Source organism: Kitasatospora sp. NPDC001261 (genome assembly GCF_042896795.1).
Taxonomy (GTDB): domain Bacteria; phylum Actinomycetota; class Actinomycetes; order Streptomycetales; family Streptomycetaceae; genus Kitasatospora.
This window is the reverse complement of record NZ_JBIAXP010000046.1, coordinates 12122-24579: the sequence shown is the minus strand read 5'-3', so window position 1 is coordinate 24579 and position 12458 is coordinate 12122. Positions and strand designations below refer to the sequence as shown.

8 protein-coding genes are annotated in these 12458 nt (G+C 66.1%); 1 reads left to right on the top strand and 7 read right to left on the bottom strand.

The features are described 5' to 3' along the window. Window positions 1–999 precede the first annotated feature (999 nt). From ACFY4B_RS40405 to dndB, 7 genes are all read right to left on the bottom strand, one after another. On the bottom strand, window positions 1000–3276 hold the full coding sequence (locus tag ACFY4B_RS40405) for a hypothetical protein (RefSeq protein WP_387976430.1): 2277 nt from the start codon (window positions 3274–3276) through the stop codon (window positions 1000–1002). A gap of 93 nt (window positions 3277–3369) precedes the next feature. Next, complete coding sequence (locus ACFY4B_RS40400; RefSeq protein WP_387976427.1) at window positions 3370–5106, bottom strand: ATP-binding protein; 1737 nt, start codon at window positions 5104–5106, stop codon at window positions 3370–3372. Between the two features lie 392 nt (window positions 5107–5498). Next, window positions 5499–5969 carry a hypothetical protein gene (locus tag ACFY4B_RS40395; RefSeq protein WP_387976424.1) on the bottom strand — a complete coding sequence of 157 codons (471 nt, stop codon included), beginning with the start codon at window positions 5967–5969 and terminating at the stop codon, window positions 5499–5501. A gap of 293 nt (window positions 5970–6262) precedes the next feature. Continuing rightward, complete coding sequence (gene dndE / locus ACFY4B_RS40390; RefSeq protein ID WP_387976421.1) at window positions 6263–6643, bottom strand: DNA sulfur modification protein DndE; 381 nt, start codon at window positions 6641–6643, stop codon at window positions 6263–6265. Continuing rightward, complete coding sequence (gene dndD, locus ACFY4B_RS40385; protein ID WP_387976418.1) at window positions 6633–8624, bottom strand: DNA sulfur modification protein DndD; 1992 nt, start codon at window positions 8622–8624, stop codon at window positions 6633–6635. The genes dndE and dndD overlap by 11 nt, the downstream gene beginning before the upstream one ends. Continuing rightward, window positions 8611–10110: a DNA phosphorothioation system sulfurtransferase DndC gene (gene dndC, locus ACFY4B_RS40380; RefSeq protein WP_387976415.1), complete on the bottom strand. Its 1500-nt coding sequence runs from the start codon at window positions 10108–10110 to the stop codon at window positions 8611–8613. Before dndC ends, dndD begins: the two co-directional genes overlap by 14 nt. Continuing rightward, on the bottom strand, window positions 10107–11237 hold the full coding sequence (gene dndB / locus ACFY4B_RS40375; RefSeq protein WP_387976413.1) for a DNA sulfur modification protein DndB: 1131 nt from the start codon (window positions 11235–11237) through the stop codon (window positions 10107–10109). Before dndB ends, dndC begins: the two co-directional genes overlap by 4 nt. Window positions 11238–11311: 74 nt before the next feature. Between dndB and dndA the strand changes: the two genes are divergently transcribed. Then, entirely contained in the window at window positions 11312–12457 is a 1146-nt protein-coding gene (gene dndA, locus ACFY4B_RS40370; protein WP_387976411.1) for a cysteine desulfurase DndA, read from the top strand. The last annotated feature ends 1 nt before the right edge of the window (window position 12458 follow it).

The window sequence follows — 12458 nt, the reverse complement described above, 5'->3', positions numbered from 1 at the left end:
ACGGCTTGGCCCAATGCTTGCCGGCATCGGCTCAGTGGATATCCAGCGGCAGTCGTTACGTTGGGCCATCACTGCTCTGACAATGGTGTCGCAGTGCGGAAGCGCGAGCCCATTTTGGTCGGGCAGGTCGGTTCCACTTCAGTTAGCTGGGGCGCTTGCAGATCCCCTTTTTGAGAGTAGAATCTCAATAGTTGAGTGGGAGTAGAAACTCACCAGCGGGACTGGTGGCGGGTTGCTGTCCGAACCCGACCGTCCCTGTCGCTCCAATCGCTTGGACTGCCCATTCATGGACCGAGAAACCGCTGCCCAACTCAGACTTCGCTCGCCCCTCCCTCAGGGGCTCGCCCATCTGGAGCGAGACTCACGCGGCTATCCCGTCACCTACGTCACCGTGCTGATGGCTGGCGGCGTGCCGGACTTCACCCAGGTGGATGGTGAACGCCGGCTGGAGTGCATGCGTGACAATCTCTGCGGATTGTGCGGCAAGCCGCTCTTGTACTGGCGGGCCGTCATTGGTGGCCCCGGGGTCATGAGAAATCGGCTCACGCTCGACCCGCCGATGCACCTGGAGTGCGCGCAGTTCGCCGCCACCAGTCGCGAGGGTGGGTGCCCTTTCCTTCTGCACCTTGGGACCGCTCGTTACGCCAGAAGTGCAGATCCAGCCGAATCGCCCCGGCCAGAGCGCATGTACCTTGCGACGACACGCTCACACGCTCTGGTGCGAATGGGTTCGGATGCCTTCGCCCTGTGTGCGCCGTTCAAGAGCGCCTGGGAGATTCGACATGGCCACCTCGAGCCCTGTCCGGTCGACAGAATCTGATTGGCGGCTGGTGGCGGCCGCAGCGCGCGGCCCCGAGGCTTGCCCGTCCTACTTTGCTCGTCCAGCCCTGACGTAGAGACGTCAGGGCTGGACTGCCGAAGAGGTGATCAGGTGCTACCTTCCGGCCGGCCCGTATGGAGGAACGATCGACCTTCCCGCTGGGCCTGTTCGAGAAGTAGTTACTCGCTGCTGCCATCTCCGTCGTCGGCGGACGCGTCCCCGAGGTCCAGCTCCGGCTGGATGGCTCGGGGCGGCTGGCTGGTCCGCCATGCTTCGAACTCCTCGTCCGTCACCCCGAACCAATTGCGGAGCGCCTTCTTGAGGGCGTCAGTAGCCACCTTCTCCGCCTGGTCGGCACGCTTGGTCCGGTCGAGCGTCGGCTGGCTGAGCTCCAGTGCCTTGCCTTGCTGCTTGATGCACAGGTCCAGGTAGAGGCGTCGAGCCTGGCCCAGCCCCGCATCGAAGGCCTCCCGGTCGGTCAGCCACGGGGAAAGGTGCTGCCACACCGAGGGGATGGTGAGGGCCTGCATCCAGAAGTACCGGAAGTACACCGCATTCGGGGTGTCCATGTTGGTGATCTGGTTGAGCCGGTTGCTGCTGTCCTTGCTGAAGGCGTACCTGCGGTCGCGGACGCGGCCGCGGTCGATCTGGAAAAACTCGTTCCACGCCTTGGTCAGGGCTTCGGCGAAGGCGGGGAGGTCCTTGAGGTCGGCCCCACCGGGCTGGTTCTTGCGCAACTCCCAGAGGGATCCGAGAGTCATGACCATGCCGAGCTGGCAGGCGTGCGTGTTGAAGACGCTGTAGGCGATCTTGCAACGCCTGACCGTCTCGGGCCGGGTGTTTCCGAGGTACTCGTGGGCGCGGTACTTGTCGAACTCGCTCTCCTGCTCCCTCAGGGCTTCCCAGGCCCGGATCACGTCCGACTTCGGTGGCTTCGACCCCTCCTCGGAGCGGTTGGTCTGGTAGTTGTCGTAGCTGTCGCGGAGGGTCCAGTAGATCCCGACACCGCCGAACAAGGCGTCGTGCGCGAGCGAGGCGTGCGTGCTCGTGGTGTGCCAGCTCTCCTTGAAGCTCGTGAGACTGGCCGCATGGGCCGCGTAGGGGGCGGTCCGGGACAGGACGGTCAGGATCGCTTGTCCCCACGTGTCCATGAACCTGCTGGTGAGTGCCTCTGCACGGCCGAGCGGGAACTTGGCGTCCCCGATCTCGTCCAGCGTGTACGGGTATCCAGCGTCGTCGACGTAGTCCGGCAGGAGGCTGACGAGGTCCAGCTGGGCACGCATGAAGCGGTCGCGCTCCTCCGCCTTCTCCCTGCCTCCGAACGGCTGGGCGAGGTTGGTGAGGTACTTGGGCGGGCCGAAGATGCAGCGGTTGACCGCCATCTTGAGCAGGTGGATGTTCGTCATCACCGACCAGCGTGCGGGCCGGCTGGTGTTCACCTCGGGGTTGTCGTACTCCACGGCGTAGAGCGGCAGGCGGTCGTCGCTACGACCGCGCAGTGCGCTCAGCATGCTGCGGGTGAGGACGTTGGACAGCTCGCCGTCGGACAGCAGGATGATCCGCGACTCGCTCGGCGGGCGAGCTTCCTTGTTGACGTCGACGAACAGCTTGCGGGCTGCTTCGTGCGGTCGCGCAGATTCGCCGGTCTCCTCCGGGAACCAGCAGACGGTCACCGGAACCTCGATCTTCGCCAAGTCGACCTCGGAGACCTGGTGCTTGCTGAGCAGGTGCTCGACCTGGTGCTCGTAGAAGGGACGGAACTGTGCACCACTGCCGTGCCAAGTGCGGGAGAGAGTGCGCTCGATGGCCAACAGAGCCATCGCCCGGTGCTGACCGTCGAGGACAACGAGGCTCGACTCCGACTCGTTCCACCAGAGCTTCCCCAGGTTCGCCCCGTGCAACTCGCCGTCGGAGTCCAGGAGACGGTGGACCCGGAAGGCACTACCGGCCCGTTCCTCCTGCCAGGGCGCGTCGTCGTGGTCCACCGGGCGAGGGGCATCGAGTGCCGGGAAGGCCGTCGGCCGCTTCTTCTGGAACGGCAGGAGCACGGCGACGATCGGAGGGAAGAAGGCCGGCCCGGTGGATTTCTGTTCGAGCAAGTACGGGATCAGGTTGATCGCCACCCGGTGGTCGTCCAGATCGCGTTGCAGCAGCTGGTTGAAGTCCAGGTCGCCGGCGTCCATGACTTCGCGGACCGGGGCCAGGCTCTTCGTGAGCTGCCGCTCCGGCGCGTCCGCATCACCTCCGAGCCGTGCCTTGGTCATGATGTAGTCGACCCGGCCAGCGGGGGTGTCGAAGCTCCCCCACGTGCCCTGCACGTAGTCCCGGAACGTGATCTTGGAACCCGATCCAAACATCCTTGCGTTGCCTCTCTGAGAACGGTCGTGCCGCGTGGCGGCGAGGGTTGCTGCAGCGGCCACTTCCGAGCACACCGCCCGCCACAGGGCGAGCGTCACTGTGGACATCGTGCGGGCTGCGGTTGACGGGTGCGTGGGATGTGCGGCTGCCGCCGTGGTGGTGTACTCCGTGGAGTGCACCACCACGGCCGGTCACTGGTCCTTGAACTCCTCCCGCAGCAGGGCCTCCGTGAACATGCCCCAGTAGGTTCGGAGGTCGTCGAAGCGCTCCGGGTCCTCGTACATCCCCTCCGCCCTCGCGTAGCCCATGAAGAGCAGATCGATCGCGGCCTCCGCACGGCGAGCCAGGTCGGTGATCTCCTCCGGTTCCATGCCCTGTGCGCCCTCGTCGGCAACCTTCTTGAGCGGGGCGTACACCTTCTCGAAGAACGCGTGGCGGTGGTTCAGCTTGACCACCGACTTGCCGTTGAGGTGGTGGATCACCAGGAACTCCTTGCCCGGCCATTGCGCGTCAAGGACGGTGATGGGCCTGGAGTTGATCTGTTCGCGCAGCTTCTCGATCTTGCCCGCGTCGGCGTCGGCGTCCAGCCCCATGTCCGCGGCTGCCTGCTGGACCACCTTCTCCTCGAGCTCCGGGGTCGCACCGCGGCCGGCGAGGCCGCTGGGGAGAGCCGGAACCACCTTGGATGCGGTGTCCATGCTGGAACTGTGCTCGCCGTTCGCGAAGCGCTGCTGCGTCTCGGTCTCCTTCCAGACCGCGCGGACCTGTCGGAGCGCCTGCTTCACCGGGGGCCTGAGCCATTCACGGACCTGGCGCCGCAGTTTGTCCACGGGCTCCGCACCGCGCTTCACGTTGCGGACCTGGAAGTACTCGTCCAGCTCGGCGGGAAAGCTCACCTCGACGGCGACGTAGCGCAGGACCTTGTCGCCGCGTCCGCCCTCCAGCAGCCGTGGGATGACGTCGTAGTAGATCTCGCGGCCGTTGCGCAGGATGCTGATCTTCGCGGTGTTGTCGGCGCTGATGTGGAAGTCGCTGATGTCCTGCCCCTTGAAGTCCACCTCACCACCGGCGCCCTGCCAGGGGCGGAACTCCTTCGGCACGATGGCGACGGAGACGTGGACCTTGTGACCGTCCACCTCCAGATCGGTCTCCTCGATGAGTTCACCGCGGGGGTCCAGGGGCTTGTACCGGGAGATGATCCTGGGATTGTCCCGCAGGAAGAGCGGGTCGTGGAGCGTCGTGACCTTCCCGTCCAGCTCGAACACCCGGCCGGTGTCGATGTAGGTCCGGTAGGCGCGGGCGATGAACTTCCGGAGATCGGAGATCTTCTGTTCGAGAGAGGTGCCGTAGGTTCCCCCGCTGGCGAGCCGGTCGATCTTCCCGAACACCACGACCGTGCCGGACGCGAAGGGGCGGTCGTCGCGCCCGACCATGAGTTTGGCGGCTTCCGCCGGCCAGCCCTCCTCGGCCTCGGTGGTGGTGATGAAGTGCTGCTTGCCGTCCCGGATCTCCTCGAGGTCGATGTAGCTGTGGAAGACCTTCGGGTTGCCGGTCCGCTTGCTGTAGATGTCGATTCGCTCGCCCAGGCTGAGGCCGGCGAGCTTGAGGCCGACACCGAAGCGTCCCAGGCCCTGGCGCTGCCCGTAGCGGCTGCTGTAGCCCATCGAGAGAACGTGGTGCATCTGAGTGGGGTCAATGCCGATGCCGTTGTCGGCGATGAGGATGCTGTCGATCGTCTTCTTGCCGCGGCCGAACACCGGCAGGACGCGCATCAAGGTGGCCTCGGCCTCGATGGAGTTGTCCAGCGGCTCACCGATGGCGGCAGTCAGGTCGAAGCCCGCGTCGCGCATGGAGTCCAGTGCTCGGTCCACCTGGATGAGCTCGGCGCGGTGGCCGTCTGGGGAGAGGAACAGTGGTGTGGTCGTCATCGTGGGTCCTTAGCTTGCGTCGATGGCCAGGTGCTCGGGGTGTCCCGAGGGCTGGAGGTGGAGGCGGGTGCGCCGGGGCAGGCAGAACGCGCAGGGGGTGGGGTGGAAGTCGGGCCGGTCAGGGTGGATGCGGTTGGACACCCCGGGAGCCAGGAGGTGGAAGAGGGCACATTCGACGTCGTAGGCACTGACTGCACTGGGGTGCACGTCGTAGGTGAAGTAGTCGCCGTGCTTGTCGGTGCAGTGTCGGAGGAGTCGGCGGCGTACGTCGGTGTCGCTCCTGCCGACATAGGTGGGGATGCCGCCGGCGGTGTACAGGACGTAAGTGCCGATCAGGCGGGGCGGTATGAGGGCGCGTACGAGCCAGGGTCGCAGCCGTAGGGGCCGGGGCGTCACGCAGTCTCCTCCGCGGCCTGCCACAGAGCCCTGGCGCGACGGCGCGCCCGGCTGATCCGCTCGCGCATGCGGGGCAGAGCTACGCCGTGACGTCGGGCCATGGACGCGGCGTCGTGTCCGCGGGCGAGCTCGTCGAGGAGGACGCGCTCGCCGGCGGCGAGCTTGGGCTCCGACTCGAGCCACGCGAGGATCTCCACGACCGGGTAGCGGGCGTCGGTGTGACCACCATCCGTGCGTTCCGGGTCGAGCGGGACGCTGGGAGCGATGGCCCGGCGGCGCTCCAACGCTTCGTAGGCGTGCCCCATGGCTGATCTCACGCGGTACGGCGCGGGGCTGGTGTCCTCCGACGGATTGCGCAGGAGTTCGTCCAGGGCACGGTCGATGCGGTCGAGCTGATACATGTCGCGACTGGCTAAGGCCTGCTTCTGCAGAGCCTTGACCGCCCCGGCGACGGGGTGGCTGATCATCGTTCGCTCCGGTGTCTGGTGGTGGGCCCCATGCGGTGGCTCACGTCCGAAAGGTGAAGCGGGGTTGTGGAGTTGTCGCCCTAGCGTACGCGGCGGGACTGACGGGTGAGGGCGTCTTGCCGAATCCGATGGCAGCTTCGGTCTTGAACCCCCCTCATCCAAGTAGGTCGGGTGGGACGCGGAGTTGTTGCGCACGGTGCGGGCGATTTTTGATGGAGCGTCGGTGACCCCTGAAACGAAGCAGGCCCGCTCCCTCCGAAGGAACCGGAGGGAGCGGGCCTGTGAGCCTCGGTCTATTCAGCCGCGATGGCGATGAGGTCCTGGATGGAGCGCAGATCCTGGCGACCGGCGAGGACGCCGATGCCGCGGTGCAGGTGGACCAACAGCGTCTTGCTCACGGCAGGGTCGGTGGGTTCGTCCCCGTCGGCCGCGCACCTCTGCTTGAGCAGGGACAGGTAGATGTCCCCGTGCGGACCCGCGAACGTCTTCCAGGAGATCTCCACGTTGGAGTCCGTGGTGATGTCCCGGACGAGCGGGGGGGAGGGGTCGCGAAGGGACAGCGTGAGCGCCCACCGGCACAGCTCGTTCCACTGGGTCAACCCGGTGTGACGCTTGAGCCAGGCCAGCTGGTCCTTGGCGGCCTGGGAGAGCCGGATGGTGACTTCAGACGGCATGCATGGCTCCCTCGGTCCACCAGTAGCCCCCCGTGACACGGGTGGTGAAGGTGGTGTCGTCGTGCTCGAGGACGTAGCTGTGGGCGATGGAGGGCTTGAGTCGGCGCAGGAGGTTCTCGTCGATCTCCTCATCCGTGGACAGCAGGAGGACCTGCCGTCCTGCATGCGGGAAGTACCGGTCGACGAGGTGCTCACGGTGCCGACTGTCCAAGCGGCCCAGCGGGGTGTCGATCACGGTGGGCAAGCGGTTGCCGGCCACCTTCGCCAGTCCCCACAGCAGGGAGATCGCAAGGAGCTGACGTTCGCCAGCGCTGAGCCGTGCGGGATCGATGGGCTCCTTGTCGCTGTTGGCCAGCGCGAGCGTGAACTTGTCGGTGTCGATCCTCAGGTCCTTGATCAATCCGTTCTTGCGCATCAAGGTCTGGAAGCTCTTCAGGACCGCCACTTCCAAGCTGCTGATGTGCTTCTGCAAGAGGGCTGAGCCGAACCTCTCCAGGGTGGCGCGGGCCTTCTCGGCATAGGTGACGATGCGCTGTAGCTCCTCCTCGCGGATGAACGTCCGAGCCCGCTTCTCCCGTGCACGTTCGAGGTCCGCTTGAAGGCGCTCGTGGTGAATCCGTGCCTCCGCCACCAGTTCCGTGGCGCGCTCGACAGCAGCTCGGGCGACGATCACGTCCTCCACGGCCTTCTGGCGGGCGTGGATGAGGGCCTCGATCTGCTGCTCGTCGGGAACCGCTGCCAGCTGGCGTTCGGCCTGCTCCAGCTCGTGCACCGTCTTCTGGGCTTCCTCCAAGAGCTCTCGTGCGCGGCTCTCGTCCGCTGGCAGCACATCGTCCAGTGCGGACAGCTTCTGTGCGAGGCTGCGGGGCAGGCCGAGGTCGACCGTCAGCTCAGCGGCCGAGGCGCGCTTCTTCCTGTCTGCGGTCAGCTTCTTCTTCAGCGTGGTGCGCACCGTGCCGGGCACGTTGTCGGGCAGTTGCTCGACCAACCACGCGTCGCGGGATTCGAGAATGCCCACGACCTGCTGTGCCTCGTGCGCCTCGTGCTCGCGAACTGATTGCTCACGCAGTGTGGCGAGCTGATCGCGTACCAGCAGCAGCGGTAGTGCTCCCTCAGCGAGGCCGCGCAGAGCCTTCTGCGTCGCGGCCAGGCGGTCCCCTGTGTCCTTCTTGGCAGTCTCCAGCCTGCGACGCTCCTCGAAGAGCCGTCCGCCGGCGCGTTCGAAGTCCCGCTCTATCTTCTCGAGGGCCGCCTGGGCGCTGTCACGGAGCGATGTGGCCTGCGCCCGGTCCTGACTCCGGTCCGACACTTCCTGGGCAGCGGCCTGTGACCTGGCCTTCAGGTCCTGGATCTGGTCGAGGACGCCCTGGTCCTCCTGTGACAGCCGCTGCCGACGCTGGAGGGCGAGCAGATCAGTCCGCAGCTGTTCGACAGCCCTCACGCCCAGGAGGGACTGGACCGCCGCTTCGATGACGTCCGCGGCGCGCTCGGGGTCGGCGAGCTGCTCGACCTTCTCGCCGTCGAAGAAGAAGAGTGAAGCGACTTCGAGGGGCAGGATTTCCTCGACGTGCTCGGCCCAGTTCTCGCTGATCGTGGCATCGTACCTACCGTCGACGGTGACGGTGAGGTTCTCCCGTGCGCTCTTGCCGTTGACGGCCCAGGTCCGGGCGACCTCGTACGTACGGAGGCGCCCTTCCACGGTGATCGAGAACTCCAGCCGGAGCTCGGCGCCACGGGCGGGGTCGGCCAAGCGGTTGATGCTCTCACGCAGATAGGCGTCGTACGAGCGGCTACCGCGTCCGCTGCACCGAGCACGCGGTCCGTACAGTACGAGCTGGATCGCATCGAGCAAGGTCGTCTTGCCGCAGCCGTTGAGGCCGCCGATCAACACGATCGGGCGCTTCGGCTTTACCCGGAGGTCCAGGTGCTGGCGGCCCTGGTAGGCGCCGAAGTCGTGGAGCGTAAGCTTATGCAGGTGCATCGGTGGTGGTCTCTTCGTTCAGCGCCAGCTGGGTCGGGTCACTTTCGCGCAGTTCCTTCAGCCTCTTCGCGAACTGCAGCGCGTCGTCCGCGTCTTCGTAGTAGCCCTTCTTGATGGCCTTCTCCAGGGACTCGAACAGGCCGGCTCGGCGGGTCATCGTCCGGTACTGGCGTTCGATCGCGAGGAGCTCGCGGGTCATCGAGAAGTGGATCACATCCTCTTCGCAAGCTTCCTTGAGCAGCCCGATCTCTTCCGCCCCCAGGACGAGCTGCTCGTCCAGTGGCAGCCCCGGGAACTTCTCGCCGGTCGCCTGCTCGTAGATGCCCGGCAGCGAGTCCTCGACCTCGTGCTTCTCGAACACCCAGATCCGGCGGATCTCGTGCAGCTCCGCCATCGAGATGAGCTCGATGCCGCGGACGTGCTCCGGGGCCTTCTTCCGGACCTTCGTCTGGGCGGCGAGGAGCTTGCGCAGCCAGTCCTCGCGGGCCGACTGCTTGTAGGGCCCGGGAATGGTCCGGTCGCCGTCGCCGAGCAGCTGGACGTTCCCGTTCATCCGACGGAAGTCCCGCGTCTCGCTCTCCTTCTTGACGTCGTCGAGCTCGTTGCGGAGCTTGAGCAGGGGCCGCATCCACTGCTTCTCGTCGTCGTTGCTGATCATGGCAGCCATCGACTTGTCCTGCTCCACCAGCGTGCACGTCCAGCAGCCGAAGCGGCTGTCCCCGCACGAGGGCGTGCTGTCGTCGACGACCAGGGGGCACTCGGAATCGGCTGATGCACCCTGGTACATCGTCAGCAGGTCCTTGTTCTTGTGTCCCCACGGGTTGGGGTACTGCATCAAGAACGCCCACACCTCCTCGGTCGACCATGCCTCGATCGGGCTGTAGACCAGGGAATTAGGGAGGTTGCCGTTCGGCGAGAGGCGGTCGCGGACCCGCCGCTTCTCGTGCCGGGCCATCGCCCGCGCCCGCGCCTGGCTCTCCGCCTTGCGGATGCCCAGTACGAGGATCGCTTCGCCGTGCCGACGCACGACGCGTCGGATGAAGCTGTTCGAAGGCTTGATCTTCAACCGCTCCGTGCACCAGCGGAACTTCGGCCGGGGCGCCGGGTAGCCCTTGCCGATCAAGTTGACCCAGAACGTGTCCTTGATCTCCGGCGTCAGCTTGTGGGACTCGATGGGGAGCTGCTGTTCCTGCGCGGCCGTGCGCATGGTGTCCAGCGACTGGCCGACCCACGCCGCGACGACGGGGTTCTCCACCAGGGTGTCCGTGCTGATCACGTGGACCGGCTTGGCGCGCTGCTCGGCCGGCAGGTCCTTCAGCGCGAGCCACACCAGCTGGAGGACAGCAGTGGAGTCCTTTCCGCCGCTGTACCCGATCACCCAGGGAACGTCGTCGGCGACGTAGAGCTCTCGGATCTCGTCCGTCAGTTCGTCGACGACCTCCGCCAGGGGCCTGTCCTGGAACGCCGCCGGCTTCGGGGTGGTCATGAATCTCCTCGCAGGTAGGCGTCTTCGACACGCTGTTCCTCGGCGCTGAGGTCGAGCTTCAGGTGCTGACGCAGGTAGTTCACGGTCAATGTCAGGTTCTGGTGGCTCTTGGACACCCGCCCGGCCACGAGTGCTCGCCCCTCCCAGTCGGTGTTGGCGCGCGACCAGTCCACCAACGACAGGCGTTTGAGTGCCGGGGTCCAGGTCCGGGGCGTCAGTGACTTGCGCAACAGCGAGTTGCCCACCCGCCCCATCGCGTGCAACGCGATCCCGTGGCTGTGCAGATAGTCGCGGCGGACGTCCGGAGCCGACAGTTCCCGGTGTCGTACCAGCTTCCACTCCGGGATCGCCACGTCGACCGCGTCCCAGTACGCCTCGGCCACCTCCCGCGACTGGTCCTTGGTGATCTCCAGGCCTTGTAGCAACGACTGCGTGGCGTAGTACACGGAGCTCAAGGTGAACAGCTTGCGTGAGCGCTGGGACAGCGTGCTCGATTCCATCTCCACGTGCCCCTTGAACACGGGTGCCCGCATCGCCAGCAGCCGGACGATGGATGCCAGGTCGTCGCGGTGGTCGTACAGCACTCCGATCGAACGCGGTGGCCGTACGGCGTGCCGGTTCAGGTCGGCGAACATCTGTTGGCAACGGGCGAGACCGACATCGTGGAAGAACACCACAGCGATCGTCTCCTCGCCGAGGTCGGGGTTCTCCTTCAGCGCTTGCTCGATCGCGGCACGCCGGTGTTGGCCGTCGTTGATCAGGAACCGGGCGGCCATCGAGATCCGGATCTGCCCGGCGCGCATCCCCACGCCGCTGTCCGCGATGCCTTCGAAGCGGATGTCTCCGTCGACGGAGGCGGTCAGCGCACTGAAGACGTAGTCGGCGGGGTTGTCGACGATGTAGCGGGTCAACGCCGGAAGGCGCCCCTTGTTCAAGATCCGTTGAGCCCGAACCTCGGGGGCCAGCTCGTCCTCGTCGAAGAGGAAGATCTTCGGGATGAGTCGCAGCGGACACATGGACACGTAGAACTCGCGCCCCGCCTGGATGCCGCGGATGGCCGGGAAGACGTACTCGAAACCGGCCGACGTCGCCGGCTCGGCAGACTGAGAAGCAACTGAAGAACCCACCCGATCACGCTATCGTACGTCAGGTAAATGACGTACACGACGTGCAAAATAACGCTCGAAGGTGGCTTGGTTCGATGGTGACGTACCTCGACGCGGCGGCTACGACGCCCGTGGATCAGCGCGTGGCCGATGTCGTCCTGCACTGGATGACCGCGGAGTTCGGCAACGCAGGGAGTCGTCACGAGTACGGGACGCGTGCCAAGCGGGCAGTTGAACGGGCCCGCGAGTACCTGGCCGGCACGGTGGGGGCCGAAACCGATGAGCTGATCTTCACGAGTGGTGCCACGGAGAGCAACAACATCGCACTGCTGGGGCTCGCATCCCACGGCGAGCAGACCGGGCGGCGGCACATCATCACCTCCGCCATCGAGCACAAGGCGGTCCTGGAGCCGCTGCAGCACCTGGCGGGCCGTGGGTTCGAGGTGGACTTCATCGAGCCTGGCCCCTCCGGCAGGGTCGAGGTGGAGGCCGTCATGGAGAGGTTGCGGCCAGACACCCTCCTCGTGTCGCTGATGCACGTGAACAACGAGACCGGGGTGATCCAGCCGGTCGCCGATCTCGCGCGCGAACTGCAAACCACGGCGACGTACCTGCACGTCGACGCGGCCCAGGGGTACGGCAAGATCCCGGAGGATCTGGTTGCACCGATCGACATGATCAGCATCAGCGGACACAAGATCGGCGCCCCGAAGGGCGTGGGAGCTCTCGTCACTCGCCGCCGGGAGAACCTCGACGACGAGCGGCCCCCTCTTGAGCCGATCATGTTCGGCGGCGGACAGGAGCGGAAGCTGCGTCCGGGTACCCTGCCCGTTCCCCTGATCATGGGTCTGGCAGAGGCATCGCGGATCTTCGAGAACGAGCGAGCCCAGTGGCGGGCCTCGGCCCAGGAGGTGCGGTCCCGTCTTCTCGAGGGACTGGCCGACCTGCGTTTTCACGTCAACGGTGACCAGGACCACGTCGTCCCGCACATCCTCAACCTCTCCTTCGACGAGGTCGACTCGGAGGCGTTCCTCGTCATGCTCAAGGACCTGGTTGCCGTCGCGACCGGATCCGCGTGCACCAGCGCCTCGTACACCCCCAGCCACGTGCTCACCGCGATGGGCCTGCCCGGCAACGTGGTCTCCAACGGACTGCGGTTCTCGTGGTTCCCGGCGCAGACCGAGGGACTGGACGTCGCCGAGCTCGCCCGCGGCGTCGAGAAACTGCGTCCCCGGGCCTGAG